At 67.3% G+C, this 17,748-nt stretch carries 22 protein-coding genes; 8 read left to right on the forward strand and 14 right to left on the reverse strand.

Annotated features, from left to right (window positions below; genetic code table 11):
• Positions 1-51 precede the first annotated feature (51 nt).
• From DT343_RS02425 to DT343_RS02440, 4 genes are all read right to left on the reverse strand, one after another.
• Positions 52-693 (reverse strand): M23 family metallopeptidase, encoded by a 642-nt coding sequence (locus DT343_RS02425; protein ID WP_112861616.1) that lies wholly within the window; start codon positions 691-693, stop codon positions 52-54.
• 165 nt (positions 694-858) lie between these two features.
• Positions 859-1,083, reverse strand: a complete 225-nt coding sequence (locus tag DT343_RS02430) for a YdcH family protein (protein ID WP_017505991.1) — start codon at positions 1,081-1,083, stop codon at positions 859-861.
• Between the two features lie 36 nt (positions 1,084-1,119).
• Positions 1,120-1,584, reverse strand: coding sequence for a TIGR02444 family protein (locus DT343_RS02435; protein WP_112861617.1), 465 nt, complete (start codon positions 1,582-1,584; stop codon positions 1,120-1,122).
• Positions 1,581-2,183 carry a UbiX family flavin prenyltransferase gene (locus DT343_RS02440; RefSeq protein WP_112861618.1) on the reverse strand — a complete coding sequence of 201 codons (603 nt, stop codon included), beginning with the start codon at positions 2,181-2,183 and terminating at the stop codon, positions 1,581-1,583. Before DT343_RS02440 ends, DT343_RS02435 begins: the two co-directional genes overlap by 4 nt.
• A gap of 116 nt (positions 2,184-2,299) precedes the next feature.
• Between DT343_RS02440 and DT343_RS02445 the strand changes: the two genes are divergently transcribed.
• Positions 2,300-2,473: a YdcH family protein gene (locus tag DT343_RS02445; protein ID WP_017505994.1), complete on the forward strand. Its 174-nt coding sequence runs from the start codon at positions 2,300-2,302 to the stop codon at positions 2,471-2,473.
• Between the two features lie 73 nt (positions 2,474-2,546).
• Here DT343_RS02445 and DT343_RS02450 read toward each other — a convergent pair whose 3' ends face one another.
• Positions 2,547-3,212, reverse strand: coding sequence for a DUF1013 domain-containing protein (locus DT343_RS02450; protein WP_039245300.1), 666 nt, complete (start codon positions 3,210-3,212; stop codon positions 2,547-2,549).
• Between the two features lie 219 nt (positions 3,213-3,431).
• On the opposite strand from DT343_RS02450, the gene DT343_RS02455 reads away from it, so the two are divergent.
• A complete protein-coding gene (locus DT343_RS02455; protein WP_112861619.1) occupies positions 3,432-4,259 on the forward strand; it encodes a beta/gamma crystallin-related protein in 828 nt (275 codons plus the stop codon).
• Here the strand turns inward: DT343_RS02455 and DT343_RS02460 are convergent.
• Positions 4,256-5,227: an NAD(P)H-quinone oxidoreductase gene (locus DT343_RS02460; RefSeq protein ID WP_112861620.1), complete on the reverse strand. Its 972-nt coding sequence runs from the start codon at positions 5,225-5,227 to the stop codon at positions 4,256-4,258. The two genes, DT343_RS02455 and DT343_RS02460, sit on opposite strands and share 4 nt — an antisense overlap.
• 88 nt (positions 5,228-5,315) lie before the next feature.
• Between DT343_RS02460 and DT343_RS02465 the strand changes: the two genes are divergently transcribed.
• Together DT343_RS02465 and rcdA are read left to right on the forward strand one after the other, a co-directional pair.
• A complete protein-coding gene (locus DT343_RS02465) occupies positions 5,316-5,519 on the forward strand; it encodes a DUF1192 domain-containing protein (protein WP_055754990.1) in 204 nt (67 codons plus the stop codon).
• A gap of 110 nt (positions 5,520-5,629) precedes the next feature.
• Complete coding sequence (rcdA, locus tag DT343_RS02470; RefSeq protein WP_017505999.1) at positions 5,630-6,130, forward strand: protease adaptor protein RcdA; 501 nt, start codon at positions 5,630-5,632, stop codon at positions 6,128-6,130.
• 10 nt (positions 6,131-6,140) lie between these two features.
• Here rcdA and DT343_RS02475 read toward each other — a convergent pair whose 3' ends face one another.
• Complete coding sequence (locus DT343_RS02475; protein WP_112861621.1) at positions 6,141-7,703, reverse strand: L,D-transpeptidase family protein; 1,563 nt, start codon at positions 7,701-7,703, stop codon at positions 6,141-6,143.
• A gap of 159 nt (positions 7,704-7,862) precedes the next feature.
• Positions 7,863-8,087: a 50S ribosomal protein L31 gene (rpmE, locus tag DT343_RS02480; RefSeq protein WP_017506001.1), complete on the reverse strand. Its 225-nt coding sequence runs from the start codon at positions 8,085-8,087 to the stop codon at positions 7,863-7,865.
• A 134-nt stretch (positions 8,088-8,221) separates the two neighbouring features.
• Here rpmE and DT343_RS02485 point away from each other — a divergent pair, with 134 nt between their 5' ends.
• Complete coding sequence (locus DT343_RS02485; protein WP_112861622.1) at positions 8,222-10,090, forward strand: ABC transporter transmembrane domain-containing protein; 1,869 nt, start codon at positions 8,222-8,224, stop codon at positions 10,088-10,090.
• Here DT343_RS02485 and DT343_RS02490 read toward each other — a convergent pair.
• From DT343_RS02490 to DT343_RS02515, 6 genes are all read right to left on the reverse strand, one after another.
• Positions 10,087-11,130 (reverse strand): glycerophosphodiester phosphodiesterase, encoded by a 1,044-nt coding sequence (locus tag DT343_RS02490; RefSeq protein WP_112861623.1) that lies wholly within the window; start codon positions 11,128-11,130, stop codon positions 10,087-10,089. The two genes, DT343_RS02485 and DT343_RS02490, sit on opposite strands and share 4 nt — an antisense overlap.
• A gap of 195 nt (positions 11,131-11,325) precedes the next feature.
• Positions 11,326-12,132, reverse strand: coding sequence for an inositol monophosphatase family protein (locus tag DT343_RS02495; protein ID WP_017504555.1), 807 nt, complete (start codon positions 12,130-12,132; stop codon positions 11,326-11,328).
• Between the two features lie 104 nt (positions 12,133-12,236).
• Positions 12,237-12,803 carry an elongation factor P gene (gene efp, locus DT343_RS02500; protein ID WP_017504556.1) on the reverse strand — a complete coding sequence of 189 codons (567 nt, stop codon included), beginning with the start codon at positions 12,801-12,803 and terminating at the stop codon, positions 12,237-12,239.
• Between the two features lie 103 nt (positions 12,804-12,906).
• A complete protein-coding gene (locus DT343_RS02505; RefSeq protein ID WP_112861624.1) occupies positions 12,907-13,467 on the reverse strand; it encodes a tryptophan-rich sensory protein in 561 nt (186 codons plus the stop codon).
• A 69-nt stretch (positions 13,468-13,536) separates the two neighbouring features.
• Complete coding sequence (gene bfr, locus DT343_RS02510; protein ID WP_112862547.1) at positions 13,537-14,037, reverse strand: bacterioferritin; 501 nt, start codon at positions 14,035-14,037, stop codon at positions 13,537-13,539.
• A 141-nt stretch (positions 14,038-14,178) separates the two neighbouring features.
• Positions 14,179-14,364: a (2Fe-2S)-binding protein gene (locus DT343_RS02515; RefSeq protein ID WP_017504559.1), complete on the reverse strand. Its 186-nt coding sequence runs from the start codon at positions 14,362-14,364 to the stop codon at positions 14,179-14,181.
• 131 nt (positions 14,365-14,495) lie between these two features.
• Between DT343_RS02515 and thiE the strand changes: the two genes are divergently transcribed.
• From thiE to DT343_RS17420, 3 genes are all read left to right on the forward strand, one after another.
• A complete protein-coding gene (gene thiE, locus DT343_RS02520; RefSeq protein WP_112862548.1) occupies positions 14,496-15,149 on the forward strand; it encodes a thiamine phosphate synthase in 654 nt (217 codons plus the stop codon).
• A gap of 62 nt (positions 15,150-15,211) precedes the next feature.
• Positions 15,212-16,903, forward strand: coding sequence for a sensor histidine kinase (locus DT343_RS02525; protein ID WP_112861625.1), 1,692 nt, complete (start codon positions 15,212-15,214; stop codon positions 16,901-16,903).
• A gap of 43 nt (positions 16,904-16,946) precedes the next feature.
• Complete coding sequence (locus DT343_RS17420; protein ID WP_181669106.1) at positions 16,947-17,747, forward strand: hypothetical protein; 801 nt, start codon at positions 16,947-16,949, stop codon at positions 17,745-17,747.
• Position 17,748 lies beyond the last annotated feature (1 nt).

A 17,748-nucleotide genomic window follows, 5' to 3' on the forward strand; every position in this document is an offset into this window, starting at 1 on the left:
ACGAGAGGAGACACTAGGACGTTTGCGGCGCGCGTCGCAACGCAATGCGCGTCAGGCCTGGGCCTTCACCGTTACTTCGAAATGGCGATCGACCACCTTGGTCGGATTGACCTGCGCGCCGCCGCGACGGACCTCGAAATGCAGGTGCGGGCCGGTGGAATAGCCGGTGGAGCCGACCAGCCCGATGCGCTGACCGGGCGCGACAGCGTCGCCGTTGGCCACATCAATCCGGCTCAGGTGGCCGTACAGGGTGCTCATGCCGTTGGGGTGGCGCACCTCAATGAAGTTGCCATAGCCCTCGGGGTCGTACCCCGTGCGGATGACCTCGCCCTCGGCGGCCGTGAAGACGGTCGTGCCTTTCGGCGCGGCGATGTCGACGCCCTTGTGCGCGCGCGCCTTGGCTTCGATGGCCAGTTTGCGCAGGCCGAACGGCGAGTTGATCGCATAGCCGCGCACCGGGGCGGTGAAGGCGATCTGGCGCGTGATCGGCCCTGCCTTCTCGACCTCGGCCTTCAGGGGCGGCGACACCGGCGCGGCGATCTGGGTCGGCGGCGGCATGGCGGCCTCGCGCGCGGCATTTGGCGCGGCGGCGGCGGCGAAAACAGCCACGGCGGCGAAGGCGGCCGTCTGGCCGGAGTGGATCAACAGGGTCTTGCACCGCGCCATCGGCGCGTTGGACAGCAGGCGTCGCATTCGGCGGCCTCTCCAGCGTCTCTACGCTCTGGAATGAAGGAAGCGGCGCCCGACAGCGCACGGCGTTCCGTGGGAGGGCGGCCTTATGCGTGACGGCCTAGGCGACTTTGGGGCCATACGGTGCGGCGGATTGTCGCAGGCTGGAACCAAGCGCCAAGAGCGCGATCAGGCGATGATGTCTGGCAGGATGCGGTCTTCCAGCTTCACGATCTCATCCTTCAGCGCCAGCTTCTTGCGCTTCAGCCGGGCGATCATCAGCTGATCGGGAATGGCGGCCTGACCCAGGGCCTCGATCGAGGCGTCCAAGTCGGCGTGCTCCTGCCGCAGATGGTTCACCCGCGCCTGAAGCTCGGCCATTTCCTCGGTGATCGCAGGCGTGTCGTCGTTCATCGTGTCACTCTCAAGCCGCTTATAGCCAAGCCGGCTTCAGCCCGGAAGGGCGTCTGCGAGCCGGATCAGGGCCGGGCGCGGTGTCACGTCCGCCCACATCCGCGCGGTGGCTGCCAGGCCGTCGATGATCGGGCGGGCCGGCCCGCTTGGTTCGGGCGCCAGCGCCTCCAGCGCCTCCAGCAAATGCCGCTCCGCCTCAAGCTCCAGCGCCCTGACGCGGTTGCGCACGCTCTCGCGCGGGCCGTCGTCGATATCGGGGACCGGCGCCTTCAGCGTCCGCCGCACCGAACGCAGCGGGGCGACCACGACGCTGTCCCAGGCCCGGGCGGTGTCGCAGGCCGCCTCGATCGTCTCTTCGTCCGGCTTTCGGCCCGTCGCCGCGACCCAGGCGGACCACAGCAGTACAGGCACGTTCTGGTCGTGGCTGTCCTGTAGCGCCAGACACGCCTCGCCGACCCCCGGCGCGCCATAGGCGGCGACCGCCCAGTCCCACAGCCTCATGACTTCAGGCCTTCCCAGCGCCGCACCGCGCCCCAATCCAGGCCGAACAGGTCCAGCGTCCGCCCCACCGACTGATCGACCATCTCCATGATCGAGCTCGGCCGGGCGTAAAGTGCGGGCAGGGGCGGGGCGATGATCGCGCCCATTTCGGCCAGGGCCGTCATGGTGCGCAGATGGCCTAGGTGGAGCGGCGTTTCGCGCACCATCAGCACCAGCGGTCGCCGCTCCTTCAGCGTCACGTCCGCCGCCCGCGTCAGCAGGGTGGAGGTCACGCCGGTCGCGATCTCGCTCATCGTCTTGATCGAGCAGGGCGCCACAATCATGCCCAGGGTGCGGAACGAGCCGGAGGCGATCGTCGCCCCCACGTCGCCCAGCTTGTGAACCACCGACGCCTTGGCCGTCAGTTCGTCGGGCGACAGATCGGTCTCCTGCGACAATGTGAGCAGGGCCGCCTTTGTCACGACCAGATGGCTTTCGACGCCCAGATCGTTCAGCGCATCCAGCACCCGGGCGCCGTAGACGGCGCCGGAAGCCCCTGAAATTCCGACCACCAGTCTGGCGGGCGGGTTCCGTATGGCTCCGTTCACATCATCGTCCATTTTGGGGGTCAGCCTCCTTCGGGTCCGGGGCGACGGGCTGTCACTGGAAAGTGATTACACAGCGCGCCAAACCGGGCGCTCACTCTACTGGTCCCTAACCAAAGGAGGCGCAAGCCATGACCATCGAGGCTCGTATTCGCGAACTGGGTAATCGTCATCGCACCCTGGATGAGACCATCCAGAAGGAGCTTACCCGCCCGTCCACGGATCCGTTGCAGGTCAGGGCGCTGAAGCAGAAGAAGCTTCGGCTGAAGGAAGAAATCACCAGTCTGGAGGCGCGCGCGACCTAGCGCGGACTTCCCTGAAAACGACGACGGCCCCGGAGATCGCTCTCCGGGGCCGTTTTCGTTGCGCGAAGGCGGATCAGTCCTTGGTGCCGAACACCGATTCCGCCGTCGGCTCGGCGCCGGGACGTTGGCGGGCTTCCGGCACGAACTCGGGCTCGGCCTCGACCTGTTCGACGGGCTGGATCGTGCCGCCCCCGTTCTTCAGGTCGTCCTTGGCCTTCTTGTCGGCGGCCTTCTTGACGATCTCGTCCAGCGCCAGCTGGCCGACCAGGCCGAGGGTCACCGGGTCGACCGGCTTGATGTTGGCGCTGTTCCAGTGGGTGCGGTTGCGCACGCTCTCGATGGTGGACTTGGTCGTGCCCAGCATCTTGGCGATCTGGGCGTCCGTCACCTCGGGGTGGTTGCGCACGAACCAGGCGATGGCGTCGGGGCGGTCCTGGCGACGCGACACAGGCGTGTATTTCGGCGCCGGCTTGGCCGACTTCAGCAGTTCGGCGTGGCGGCTGACGATCGCCTTCATGCGATAGTTTTCGTCGCCCTGGGCCTTGTCCAGTTCTTCGCGCGTCAGCTGGCCGCCGGTGACGGGATCCACGCCGCGGATGTCGCGCGCCACGTCGCCGTCGGCGATGCCGCGAACTTCCAGCGGGTGCAGGCCGCAGAAGTCGGCGATCTGCTCGAAGCTCAGAGAGGTGTTGTCGACCAGCCAGACCGCAGTGGCCTTGGGCATCAGAATGTCGCTCATGGGGCGTTCGTCCCGGTGTTGTGAGCCGCCGAATGAGGCTTCGGCTGGCGTTGGATACGACGGCGCCCGGCCTTTCGACCGGGCGCGTATGATGCCGATATAGGCCTATTCGACACAAAAGAAAACGCTGAGCGACAATCCCATACAGCAACGGTTCATCCGCCCTGACGCAACCTTCGCGGTAATGAAGCTTTTCGGCTTCGGGAGAGGAGAACCACCATGTCCATTCTGCTTGGCGCGGCTCTGGCCGCAGCGATGGCCTCGGGCCAGGACTACGGCCCCCAACGCGTCGCCCCGCGCGGCGGCTACGCCCAGTCGTGTTCGGAAGCCTATGTGAATCGCGGTCGTCTCTATGCCGATTGCCGCGACACGCGCGGGCGGATGCGCGGCACGTCGATCGAGCTGAACCGCTGCGGCGGCGAGGAAATCAACAACGACAACGGCCTGCTGGTCTGCGGGCGTTTCCGTGGCGACTATGAAGACAGCCAGCCCGGTCGCCCCGGCGGCGGCTGGGGCCCCGGCAACGGCGGTCCAGACTGGGGCGGCGGCGCCGGCCGCGCGCCCCAGGGCAGTTATCGCGAAAGCTGCACGGACGCCTCGGTGCGCGGCGGTCGCCTGTTCGCCCGTTGCGAGGGCGGCGGTCGGGATCGTCGCGCCAGTTCGTTGGACTATAGCCGTTGCGGCCGCTTCGACATCGCGAACGAAAATGGTCTGTTGGTCTGTGGCCCGGTGCGAGGCCAGTGGGAAGGCGAAGGGGGATGGGGCGGCGGCAACGGCGGCGGCTGGGGTCGGTCTTCGATCACCGTCTATGACGACGCCAACTTCCGCGGCGCCTCGCGTGAGTTCACCAGCGAGGACCGCAACCTGGGCCGCACCCCATTCAATGACCGCATCAGTTCGATGCGCGTCGAAGGCCGCTGGGAAGTCTGCACCGACGCCGAGTTCCGGGGACGCTGCCGCATCGTCGAAGGCGATGTCCGCTTCCTGAACGGCGGCTTCAACGACAACATCTCGTCGCTGCGCCCCGTGCGCGGCGGGCGCTACTAGACGCTCAGCACGATCTTGCCGATGTGCCCGCCGGCTTCCAGCTCGGCGTGCGCATCGGCCGCCTGCTCCAACGCGAACACCGCCTGAACCGGCGGCTTCATCTTGCCGGATGCGATCCACGGCCAGGCGGTCGCCTCGACAGCGGCGGTCAGACGCGCCTTTTCGTCCGCCGGGCGGCTGCGCAGCGTCGAGCCCGTCAGGGTCAACCGCTTCAGCATGATCCGCTGCAGATCCATCTCGACCTTGGGGCCGGTCAGGGAGGCGATGACCACCCAACGCCCGCCCGCATTCAGACTGTTCAGGTTCAAGGCGGCGTAGTCGCGCCCCACCATGTCCAGAACCACATCCGCGCCGCCCGCCTCGCGGATCTGCGCCTCCAGATCATCGGTCTTGGCGTCCAGGCTGATGTCGGCGCCCAGCGCCTTGGCGGCTGCGGCCTTGTCCGCCCCGCGTGAGGTGGCGATCACTCGGGCGCCGGCCGCCTTGGCCATCTGGATGGCCGTCACGCCGATGCCGCTGGTCGCCCCATGGATCAGCAACGTCTCGCCGGCCTTCAACGCGCCGCCCTCGAACACATTGGCGAAGACGGTAAAGACGGTTTCCGGCAGCACGGCCGCCTGCACATAATCCAGACCCTCGGGGATCGGCAGGACATGACGCGCATCGACCACGGCCAACTCCGCATAGCCGCCGCCGCCCAGCAGGGCGCAGACCCGGTCGCCGACCGCCCAGCGCGTGACGCCCTCTCCGACGGCCGCGATCTCGCCGGCGATTTCAAGCCCCAGAACGTCCGACGCGCCGGGGGGAGGGGGGTAGGCGCCGGTGCGTTGCAGCAGGTCCGGCCGGTTCACACCCGCCGCCCGCACCCGGATCAGCACCTGACCCGGCCTCGCCACGGGATCGGGCCGTTCGGCGATTTTCAGGGCCTCGGCCGGTCCGGAACCGCCTTCGATTTCGATCACGCGCATCGCACTCGCCTTGCATTCGTCCGTATCCGGGCGTTCAGATAGGGACCGTGGACCGCCTTGGCCATGACAGCGCGAAAGGAAGGCGACGATGTTCGAAGATCTTGAACCCCGCCCGCAACGCGGCGAACCGCTGCGGGCCCTGTCACGCGAAGACCTGGATGTTTACGCCGTCGAGGATTTGCAGGAGCGGATCGCCGCGCTTGAGGCGGAGATCGCGCGCTCGCGCGCCGCGATCGAGACGAAACGCTCCAAGAAAAACGCCGCCGACGCCCTGTTCAACTTCGGTTCGTGATCGCGAATGGCACGTCCGCATGGCATGAGCGTTGCACCCATTCTGCAAAATGCCGCCGCGAGCGGCCGATTGCAGGACGGACCCGCACTTTTCCGATGTTTAAAGCTCAGATGACCTCCGCTCTCTCTCCCGCTGACCGCAGCCGCACCGTTCGCGATTTCGCCCGGTCGGAACTGTTCGATCGCACCTTCCGCGAAGGCATGGAGCTGGTCGAGGAGACCGCCGCCTATCTGGACGGCGAGGGCCGTCGCGATTCCAAGATGCTGTCGCGCGCCGCCGCCCTGGCCTATGCGGCCGAGAGCATGAAGCTGACCACGCGCCTGATGCAGATCGCCTCCTGGCTCCTGGTGCAGCGGGCCGTGCGAGAAGAAGACATGACGCCCGAGGCCGCCTGTGAACCGCGCTACCGGCTGAACGACCGTCGCATCGACGCCGAGCCCAGCCACGCCGAGTTGCCGATCGCCCTGATCGAATACCTCGTGCGATCGGAAAAGCTGTTCGACCGCACCCTGTATCTGGATCGCCGCATGTACGCCGACGATCAGGATCAGGCCCCGGAAAACCCGGTGCTCAGCCAGATGGGCATGCTCGAGGCGGCCTTCAGGGGCTGATCGCCCCCCTTTACGGCCCGACGTCGTTGGCGTCCGCCCGGCCGTCGTCGATGGGCTTGGGCAGATTGACGCCGATACCCAGCGCCTGCGCCAGCTTGTCGTCGCGGCCATAGACGTCCTCGCGGAACGCCACGCGGCCCTGACCGTCCACGAAGGCGGTCCAATACAGCAGACGCACCGAGATTTCCCGGCCGGTGGTCACGCGCGTCGTCTCGCGCGTGTCCTGGGCCGTGTCGAACTGGGCCAGCTTGGTCGGATCGGGCGACAGCAGCAGGCGCGCGAACTCCACCGCATTCTGCACCCGCACGCAGCCGTGGCTGCGCTGACGCGTGGACAGGTTGAAGGCGGCCTTCGACGGCGTGTCGTGCAGGAAGATGGCGTAGCTGTCGCGCAGCTCGAACTTCACATAGCCCAGGGCCGAGCGCGGACCGGCGCGCTGGATGACCGTGCCGTCCTTCACATACATGTCGTTGGCGGCGAGATACCCAAGCCCCTTGGGCAGGATTTCGCGGCGCGCGATGCCGGCCGGCACATACCAGGGCGGATTGGCCACGACCGAGGCGAAGGGCTTCTCCAGACTGGGCGTCTGGTTCTCGGCCGAGCCGACGACGACGCGGTTGGAGTGAACCGGCTTGCCGTCCTTCCAATAGACCATGATGGCGGCGGCGGTGTTGACCTCGATCCGCTCCGGCGCGACTTCGCGCTTCAGCCAGCGACGGCGCTCCAGGTTCAGCGCGATCTGACGCGCACGGTCCTCGGCCGAGGCGCCCAGCGAGCGCTGGGTGCCTGCACCGATCCGCCCGTCTGCGCCCAGGCCATGGCGGTTCTGGAAGCTTTGCACCGCACGTTGCAGTTCGGCGTTGTAAACCAGGCCCTGCGATTTCAGCCGCGCGCCGTCGGCGGCCGACAGGTCGCCCTCGGCCGTCAGGCGGTCGATCAGGGCGGGGATGCGGCGATCGCTATTGCCCGGCTCGATGGTCGCGCCCTGGGTGAAGCGGGGCCAGCCGCCCTGCGCCGCCAGACGGCGATAGCGGACATAGCCGGCCGACAGGTTCTGATAGCCGATGTCGGTGGGCGCCAGGCCGTCGTACCATTGGCCCAACACATTGCGGGTCAGGGCGTCGCTGAGACCGCGCGGCAGGTCCACACGGTTCTTCTGCATCTCCCACAGGTCCTCGACCGTCTCGGGCCGCACCTTGCCCTCGGCCAGTACACGGGCATAGGCCAGCGCCGCCGCCGTGGTCCGCAGGTCCGCGCTCGCCGGATCGGCGGCCAGTCCCACAAAGTCGAAATAGTCAGAGCCCGCCAGACCATGGCGATTGGCGCCGGCCGCGACGGTGTTCAAGGCGCGCACCCGGTCGGCGTTCCACACCGGCCGCCAGCCGTTCATTTCATAGAAGGCGCGCACATCCGCCTGCTGCGTCTCGGGCAGACGCGAAATCTGGTCGTTGAAGCTGTTGTAGAAGGCGGTCGCCTCCGGTCCGCGCTGCACGAAGACCTGCTGCGCGCGCGCCGCCGAGCCAAGGGTCATGGCCGCCGTCGCGACGCCCAGACCCAGTTGCCGTCTATTCATAGTCTTCCGCTTCTTCGATCGCTTCGGCCAGCGTGGCCGACGCCCCTGGTACCCGAACGCCCCCACATTATCGGTGTTCCGACCAAACAAAAAGCGCCGGCCTTGCGACCGACGCTCTTGGTGTTCCGATTGCTGCGAGATGTCGCAGCCAAGACGCGCTTACTTCTTGATGAAGCCGGCGAACTTGTTGTTGAAGCGCGAGACGCGACCGCCGCGGTCCATCAGCTGGGCGTTGCCGCCCGTCCAGGCCGGGTGCGTCGACGGATCGATGTCGAGGGCCAGCTTGTCGCCTTCCTTCCCGTAGGTCGAACGGGTCTGGTAGGTGCTGCCGTCGGTCATCACCACGGTGATGAAGTGGTAGTCGGGATGGGTATCCGCCTTCATGGTCGTCGTCCGGTCTCTGCGCGGTGACGATGCCGACCGTCCGTGCGCGTGAAATGAGAAACCCGCCAGAAATCCGGCGGGAATGAGGGGCGGCGTTTACACCGGGGGGCGTTCCGGGGCAAGAGGCGGGCGAAATGACCGATCAAGCCGCCGCCTCCGCCCCTTCCGCCAACCGCGCCTCGGGCATGGCGTCGCTGGAGGGGAGGCCCAGCGCCGGCGCCCTTCTGGCCGACCAGATGTCCGAAGCGGGCGCCAAACGCGCCAAGCGCCGCGACATCCGCCCGCTGGCGCGACTGATTCCCTTTGCCATGCGCCACAAGGGTCATGCCCTGATGGCGGTCTTCTGGCTGCTGCTGTCCACCGCCGCCTCGCTGGGCCTGACCGCCCTGGCGCGCGGGGCCATCGACCATGGGTTCGAGGCGGGCGGCGCCCATCTGAACATCTGGTTCCTGCTGCTGGGCGCCAACGCCCTGTTCCTGGGGCTGGCGACCGCCGCCCGCTACTATTTCGTCACCCGCACGGGCGAGCGCGTCATCGCCGATGTGCGAAAAGGCCTGTTCGGCCGCATCCTGACGCTGGACCCGTCCTTCTACGCCCATATGCGCACCGGCGAGGTGCTGTCGCGCCTGACCACGGACATCGCCCTGGTCGAGACGTTGATGACGACGTCGATCTCTTACGCGCTCAGAAACTTCCTGACCCTGATCGGCGGCGTGGCCCTGCTGTTCTTCGTCAGCCCGAAACTGACTGGCTTCGTCCTGCTGATCGTGCCCTTCCTGCTGGGGCCGATTTTCATCTTCGGCCGCAAGGTGCGCAAACTGACCGTCGCGTCCCAGGACCGCTTCGCCAACGCCGTCGGCTTCGCCGGCGAAAGCGTGGACGCCATCGAGACGGTCCAGGCCTTCGGCCGCGAACAGAGCGCCATCACCCGCTTCGGCGCGGCGGTCGAGGACGCCTTCAACGCGTCCCTGACGCGGATGCAGGCCCGCGCCTGGATGACCGCCCTGATCATCGTTGTCATGTTCGGCGGCGTCACTCTGGTGCTGTGGCTGGGCGCTCAGGACGTGGTGAAGGGCGCCATGACGCCCGGCGCCTTGCTTCAGTTCGTTCTGCTGTCCGTCTTCGCGGCGGGCGCCGTGGGCGCGCTCGGCGAAAGCTGGGGCGACGTGCAAAAGGCCGCCGGCGCCATGGAGCGGATCGAGGAGCTGATGCGCGCCGTCGCCGGTATCGCTCCGCCGCCTCAGGCCACAGCCCTGCCGACGCCCCCGCGCGGCGAGGTGTCGATGTCGGCCGTGGGCTTCGCCTATCCGGGCCGCCCCGACCTTCCGGCCTTGAAGGGCTTCAGCCTGACCGTGCGCCCTGGCGAGACGGTCGCCCTGGTCGGCCCGTCTGGCGCCGGCAAGTCCACGGTCTTCCGCCTGCTGCTGCGCTTCTACGATCCGCAGACCGGCATGGTCTCGGTCGACGGCGTCGATGTGCGCCAGGCCGATCCCGTCGCCGTGCGCGACCGCTTCGCCTGGGTGTCGCAGGAGACGCCGCTGTTCTCGGGCTCGGCCTTGGAAAACATCCGCTTCGGCCGCGAGAATACGACTTTGGAAGAGGCCCGCGCCGTCGCCGAAAAGGCCCAGGCGCTCGGCTTCATCGACGCCCTCCCGGAAGGGTTCGACACCCCACTCGGCGAGCGCGGCAAGAGCCTGTCGGGCGGCCAGCGCCAGCGCCTGGCCATCGCCCGCGCCCTGGTCCGCGACGCCCCCATACTGTTGCTGGACGAGGCCACCAGCGCGCTCGACGCCGAAAGCGAACGCCTGGTCCAGGTCGCCCTCGATCAGGCGATGGAGGAGCGCACCACCCTGGTCATCGCCCACCGCCTCGCCACCGTCCTGCGCGCCGACCGCATCGTCGTCATGGACGACGGCCGCGTGGTCGAAGAGGGCACCCACGAGCAACTCGTCGCCCAGGGCGGCCTCTACGCCCGCCTTGCCGAGCTTCAGTTCCGCAACTAGGGCGCCGTGGTCCGCGCCAGGGCCGGGAAGTCGCTGAATAGCGCATCGACCCCGGCCTCGGCGAAGGCTGAGGCATAGCCGGTCATGTCGCCGTGCCGGGCAGGGTCGTCGCCTTTGCGTCGCTCGACCGGCAGGAAGGCGTTCTCGGCCCGCAGGGTCCAGACCACGACCTTGAGGCCCGCCGCATGGGCGTCGGTGACCAGAGTGCTCGGCGCGGTCGTGCGGCCTTGTGCGTCGCGCGGCAGGACCAGGGTCATCTCCGGCGCGACCCAGTCGGCGTAGGCGGCGATGGCCTTTAGCCCCTCGGGCGTGATCATCTGGGCATAGGTCACGTCCGCCCGGTCCGCCGGTCCGCCCTTGGCCGCGATCAGTTGGGCCAGCGGCGCATCGATGCGATGCGCCAACCGCTCCAGCGGCCCGACCTCGAAACACTGGATGATGATCGGGGCCTCGGCGCCCGTCAGACCCAGCCGCTCCAGTTCAGCGACGAAGCCGTCCTCCATCGGCAGGCTGATTTCGGCGAAATAGGTCGGATGTTTCAACTCCGGCGCCACGGCGATTGTCCGCCCGGTCCGCGCCGAGGCCTCGCGCGCGATGGCGACGACTTCAGCAAAGGTCAGGATCGGCTCTTGACCGTCATAGGCGGCGCTGCCCGGTCGAAACGCGGGTAACCGCTCCCTGGCGCTCAGGGTCTTCAACTCGGCCAGGGTGAAGTCTTCGGTGAACCAGCCGGTGGTCTCGACCCCGTCGATGGTCTTGGTCGTCCGACGGCTTGCGAACTCGGGCCGGTCGCCCACGTCCGTCGTGCCGCCGATCTCGTTTTCATGCCGATCGACGAAGACGCCGTCCCTGGTCAGCACCAGATCCGGCTCGATCACGTCCGCGCCCTGTTCGATCGCCAGCTCATAGGCCGCGCGCGTATGCTCGGGCCGTTCGCCGGACGCGCCGCGATGGGCGATGATCAGGGGCTGGGCGCCAAACTGTGACAGGGCGGACGTTCCGGTCAGAAGGACGAGGCCGCACAGGATGTAACGGATCATCCGCCTTGGATAGGGCAGGGGCGCGACAGGTCGATGACCGTCTCCTCCCCACATGTGGGGAGGGGGACCGCGAAGCGGTGGAGGGGTTCTTGACGCCCCACCGGCCGCTGACGATCAGGCAAGAGCCCCTTCGTCACGGCGCTAAGGAAACGCCGCGCCACTTCCCCGCAAGCGGGGAAGAGACAGAAGCGAGCCTCAGGAGCCCTGCAGAACCTTGCGCAGGTGCGGATGCAGTTCGGTGTTTGACGCCAGGATGGACTTGCCCGTCTTGGGATCGCCGTCGTTCTCGATGGTCGTGACCCGGCCTCCGGCCTCGGTGACGAACAGGATGCCCGCCGCCACGTCCCAGGGCTTCAGATTGCGCTCATAATAGGCGTCGTAGCGACCGGCAGCGACCCAGGCGAAGTCCAGGGCGGCCGAGCCCAGGCGGCGGATGCCGGCGACGCGCTGGCCCACGGCGTGCAGATCCTTGATCGACTGGGCGTGGCCCGACTTGCCGATGAAGGGCAGGCCGGTGGCGATCAGGCTTTCGGACAGATCACGACGGCCGGCGACGCGGATGCGCTGGTCGTTCAGATAGCAGCCCTTGCCCTTTTCGGCCCAGAACAGCTCGTTCATGACGGGGTTGTAGGTCACGCCGGCGACGATCTCGCTCGACCCATCGGGCGCGCGGCGCTCCAGCCCCACCGTGATGGCAAAGTGGGGCATGGCGTGCATGAAGTTGGTGGTGCCGTCGATCGGATCGACGATCCAGGTGTGGGACTTGTCCGTCCCCTCGATCATGCCGCGTTCCTCGCCCAGGAAGCCGTAACCGGGGCGGGCCTTCATCAGCAGTTCGTAGAGCGTGTCTTCGGCCTTCAGGTCGGCGGCCGTGACGAAATCGCCGGGGCCCTTCCTCGACACCTGAAGCTGGGAGACTTCGCCGAAGTCGCGCAGCATCGGGCGGGCGGTCTTGCGCACCGCATCGGTCATGACTTGGAGCAGGGCGGAGGCGAGGGCCATCGGGGAATCTCCTGGTCCGAAAGTCCTTCAAAGCCGCAGCCGGACAGTCGGAGAAGTTCAGAAAGGAACGGCCCCGCGAGGGGCTGCTTTAGCGTGGTGGTCTGTTAGTCCGCGCGGCGGACGTATTCGCCGCTGGTCGTGTCGACGACGATACGCTCGCCGGCCGACATGTAGGGCGGGATCATGATGCGCACGCCGTTCGACGCCAGCGCGGGCTTGTAGGAAGACGAGGCGGTCTGGCCCTTCACGGTCGGCTCGGTCTCGGCGACTTCCAGCACGACCTGATCGGGAAGTTCCAGGCCGATCGGACGCTCTTCGTGCATCTCGATGACGACCTTCATGCCTTCTTGCAGATAGGGGATGCGCTCTTCGCCGACCCAGTCCTTTTGCAGTTCGATCTGCTCGTAGGTAGCGTCGTCCATGAAGACCAGGCTGTCGCCGTTGTCGAACAGATAGGAGAAGTCCTTCTGTTCCAGCGTCACGCGCTCGACCTTGTCTTCCGAACGGAAGCGTTCGTTCAGCTTGTTGCCGGTCTCCAGGTTCTTGGCCTCGACGTTGGCGAAGGCGCCGCCCTTGCCGGGCTTGACATGGCTGGCCTTGGTGACGACCCACAGGCCGCCATTGTGCTGCAGGACCATGCCGGGCTTGATGGTGTTGCCGTTGATCTTCATGGGGTCACATCGGAAATGGAGTTGCGCCCTCGCACCGTTCGGGGCGAGGCGAATAGGGCGCGATCCCTAGAGGAAGCCCCGATAAAGGGCAAGGCGACGCGACCTAATGCAGGGTGCGCCCGCCCGAGGCGGCGTCGGCCTTGCGATGCAGGAAGTTTCCGATCCGCACGCCAGACCCGGTTGGCGCCGCCATCTTGCCGGCGCCTTCGTCCAGCTTGCGCGCCTCGTGGGCGAAGGCGGCGGCCAGACCGGCCGACGACATGGCGGCGATCACCTGACGCGCCATCGACGATGGACGCAGGCCCAGCCAGATGGCGTTCACCGTCTGGGCGGCCACCCACAGGCCCATGGCCCTGGTCCGCTCCCGCTGGGGCGGGGCGTTCCAGACGCGCACCGCAGACAGGGTGGTGGCGGAAAACACGGCGGGCAGGATCAGACTGAAGGCGCCGCGCGGCTTTTCGGTGATCGGCAGATCCTTCTTGCGGACCTGTTTCAGATTGCGCTTGGGCGTCAACGCCCCCGACGCGATCCCGTGCGCCAGCAGGGCGAATCCGACCGTCAGGGCGATCCCGGCGGCGACGTGGCTCGCGCTGCGGCCCTCGCTGTTCAGCAGATCCACGGCGGCGTCGCGCACGTCGTCGATGGCGTCGTCAATATCGGTCATGGTCCGCTCCAGCTTGGCCCTGACAGGCTAATGACCGGAGCGGATACGGGTTCCGTCAGAAGGCAGAGCTTAGTTGCCGGTCGCAGCGCCGTCGGTGATGATCTCTTTCATCGCCGATTGCAGATAGTTCTGCGCGCCCATCAGCTCGATCAACTTGTGCTGGTTTTCCAGGAAGTCGATGTGCTCTTCGGTGTCGGCCAGGATCTTCATCAGCAGGTCGCGGCTGACGTAGTCGCGGGTTTCCTCGCACTGGGTCACGGCGGCGGCGGTCGTGGCGCGGCTGTCCAGTTCCAGCTGCAGGTCGGCGCCCAGGCATTCGATCGGATCCTCGCCGACCTTCAGCTTGTGCAGGTCCTGCAGGTTGGGCAGCCCGTCCAGGAAGAGGATGCGCTTGATCAGCATGTCGGCGTGCTTCATCTCGCCGATCGATTCTTCGTAAATCACGTTGCCCAGGTGCGCGAGGCCCCAGCTTTCGAACATGCGGGCATGCAGGAAATACTGATTCACGGCCGTCAGCTCGTTGGTCAGCACTGCGTTCAGCGTGCGCAGGATTGCGGGGTCGCCCTTCATGGCCATGGTCCTTGGTCTCGCCACGGCGCTATCGCCGTCTGTCGAGCGCAGCCATAACACAGTAAAACGCAGTGTGTTTATTTGCGAGTTTTTATCACTACATTGAGAGTGCGAGTGACTGTCGGCCGCAGGCGAAGAAAACTATTCGGCTGCGAGTGCGAACGCTTCGCGGCTTTCCTGAATCATCTGACGCATCTCGCAGACACATTTGGCGCACTGGGCCTGGCACTGGTTGCGCGCGAAGATGTCACGCGGACGGCAAGCGCCGGCCTCGATGGCCTGGGCGACATCACGCTGGCGAAGACCGTTACAGTTGCAGACGTACACGAGGCGCTACACGTTTCACTGACTGAGAATGGTTCGCTATAGCAGTCCTTAAGGCGATTGCAAGTCGTTCGCATGGCTTCGCCCGGCCTTGGGCCGTTGACGGATCGTCGCGGGGGCAGGCAATGACGGACATGGCCCGAACACCCACCGTCCCCGAGCGTCCGCCCTGCCGGCTGTACCTGATCACGCCGCCCGCGATCGCCGACCTGAACGCCTTTGCGCAAACCCTCGATCAGGCCTTGGCCGCCGGCGATGTCGCGGCCTTGCAGATCCGGCTGAAGCCCGCCGACGACGCCGCTATCCGCACGGCGATCGAGGTCTTGGCTCCCATCGCGCGGCGTCATGATGTCGCGGTCCTGCTGAATGACCGGCCCGATCTGGCGCGGGCCACCGGCTGCGACGGCGTTCACATCGGTCAGGAAGACGGCTCGCTGGCCGAGGCGCGGCGTATCATGGGGCCGGACGCCATGATCGGCGTCACCTGCCACGACGACCGCGACCTGGCCTGGGACGCCGCAGAGGGCGGCGCCGACTACGTCGCCTTCGGCGCCTTCTATCCCACCGATACAAAGGAAACGGTGCATCGCCCGCCGCTGGACATCCTCACGGTGTGGCAAGAGACGGTCGAGACGCCCTGCGTCGCCATCGGAGGCATCACGGTCGACAACGCCGCAGAGCTTGCCCACGCTGGCGCCGACTTCGTGGCGGTCAGTAGCGGGGTCTGGAACCATCCCGATGGCGCAGCCGAGGCCGTCAGGCGATTCAATGAAAAATTGAGGGGCTGACTTCAGGGGATATTAGGAACCGTGTCGTCCTATCCCGACCTCTGATTGGTCGGAACCTGTCCATGATCGTGAGCCGCGCGCTCAATGCCGATGAGCCCCGCACCACGTCCGTCAAGGGCGTGATGGAGGTCGGCTATCGGCCCGGCCCAGGCGACGCCGACGGCCCGGACGGTCCTAATCCCCTGATCCCGGTATTGACGGGCGTGGCGGTCGCCATCCTGGTCGCCATGGCCATCGCCTACACCCGTTCGGCCGGTCTGGTCGCCGGGCTTTGGGGCGCCAGCGGCGTTGCGGTCGCTGTCTGGCTGCGCACCAGCCGTGGCCGCACCAGCGACCTGATCTTCGGCGGGGTCATGACGGTCAGTATCCTGATCGGCGAGATCATCGCCGGCAATAACCCGCCGCTGGCGCTGGCCTTCACGATCACCAACATGATCGAAATCGTGGGGGCCGTCCTGCTGGCGCGCCGGTTCTCTCCTACGCTCAACCTTTCCAGCCTGAACGGCGCGGTCAGCTTTCTGATCTTCGCGGCTGTCCTGGCGCCGATCCCGGCCGCCCTTTGCAGTGTCCTGATCCTGTCGCAGATCGGTCAGACCGAGATCGTGTGGCAGGGCTTCCAGACCTGGTGGCTTGGCCACACTTTGGGCATCGCTGTGCTGGGCTCGCTGGGCATGTCGCTGACGCCCGCCATGTTCGCCCGCCTGCTGAAGCCCAGGAAACTGATCGAGGCCGCCGTTCTGATCGGGCTGGTTCCCGTCTTCTATTATGTCGCCTTCACGGGCGACGTGCCGATGGGCTTCGTCCTGCTGCCGCTTCTGCTGGGGATCGCGGTGCGGCTCGGCGTCGCCGGCACAGCCTTTACCCTGGTCGTGATGAGCGTGCTGCTGGTCGGCAGCGCCATGATCGGCAATGGTCCCTATGTCCAAGGCGACCTGACCCACCAGGTTCTGATGGCCCAGATGCTGGTGCTGATCGGCTATATGCCCGTCCTGCTGGTGGCCTCATTGCTGGAAGAGCGCGACCTTCTGGCGGAGCGCGCGCGCTTGGGCCGTGAACGCGCCGAAAAGGCGTCCGAGGCCAAGTCCCGCCTGCTCGCCAACGTCGCCCATGAGATCAAGAGCCCCGTCGCGGGCATCATCGGCATTGGCGATCTATGGCGGCAGGGCCACCTGGGGCCGGTCTCGGCCCAGCAGGCCGAGATGTCCGACATGCTGGTCAAGACCGCGCGTCAGGTCGAAACCCTGGCCCACGATCTGCTGGATGTGGCGCGCGCCGAATCCGGCGCCGTGCGGGTCGATCTGCGGCCGACCGACATTCCGGGACTACTGGAAGACGTGCGCCGCACGTGCCTGCTGTGGCCCGACGCTGACCGGGTCGCCGTCGAGGTGGTGTGCGAGGGCGATGGCTTGATCGCGGTCGCGGACTCTCAGCGTCTGGCCCAGATCATCACCAACCTGACCAGCAATGCGCTGAAATACGGCGGTTCCGGCGGTCGTGTCGTCCTGCGTGCGCTTCGTCAGGACGACTGCGTCCGCATCGAGGTCAGCGATTTCGGCCCCGGCCTGTCGCTTCAGAAGCAGGCGCAGCTGTTCGAGCCCTTCAACCGTCTGGGCCTTGAGCGTTCGACGGTCGAGGGGCACGGCGTCGGCCTGGCGCTGGCCAAGCGATTGATCGAGTTGCAGGGCGGCTCGATCGGCGTGATCTCGGCGCCGGGCGAGGGCGCCACCTTCTGGGTCGCGCTGCCCAAGGCGTGAGGTCGCGCTTGCGGTCGCGCGCCGGCCGCGCGATGGTCCGGCCATGCCTATGATCGCCCTTGCCGCCGCCCTCGTGATTTCAGGACAGGCGACGACGCCCCCGCCGCAACGTCCCGGTTCCAACCTGACGCGCGACCTGAACAGCGCGCCGCCTTCCGCGACCCTGCCCGCCACCTCCACCGCAACCCCGACCCAGACCCCGGCCCCGACCCCGGCCCCGGCCCGGGCGACGACCCAGGCCTTGCCTCCGATCGGCCAGACTCCCTCAGCATCGCCGCGTCCGGCGCCCGCCGCGTCATCCGCGCCGCGCACGACCCAGGCCCAGCCGCCGATCGGCCAAAGCCCGGCGACCACGACGCGCCCGGCGACGGCGACACGTCCGCAAACGCCAGCACCGACCACAACGGCGGCTCAAGCGACCGCGCCTCAACCGACAACGACCGCGCCTGCCGCAACCCCGCCGGCCGTCGCACCCGCCTCGGCGGCCTTGAACGCCGCCGCTATCGCCGCTCTGCCGTTCAGCATCCAGCTGCCTGCCGGCCTGACCATCACCCCGGCGCGCGCGGGCGCGAACGCCAACATCTATCGCGTCCAGCGCGGCGATCAGACCCTGCTGATGATCTACGCCGGTCCGTCGTCGCAGTTTCCGATCTACGACGGCGAGACGGTCCGCGCCGGCGGCCGCGCCTCGGTCGTCGTGACCGAAGGCAGCCGCCGTCTGGCGATGGAGCACCTGTTCCAGCGCGCCACGGACCCCAAGGAGGTCCACGTCTGGATCGCCAGCGTCGAGGGTGCGGACCGGGATCTGGCCGAACGCATCGGCCAGTCCATCGACGTCAAATAGG

The sequence above is a fragment of the Brevundimonas vesicularis genome (assembly GCF_900445985.1).
In the GTDB taxonomy this organism is placed as follows: Bacteria; Pseudomonadota; Alphaproteobacteria; order Caulobacterales; family Caulobacteraceae; genus Brevundimonas; species Brevundimonas vesicularis_D.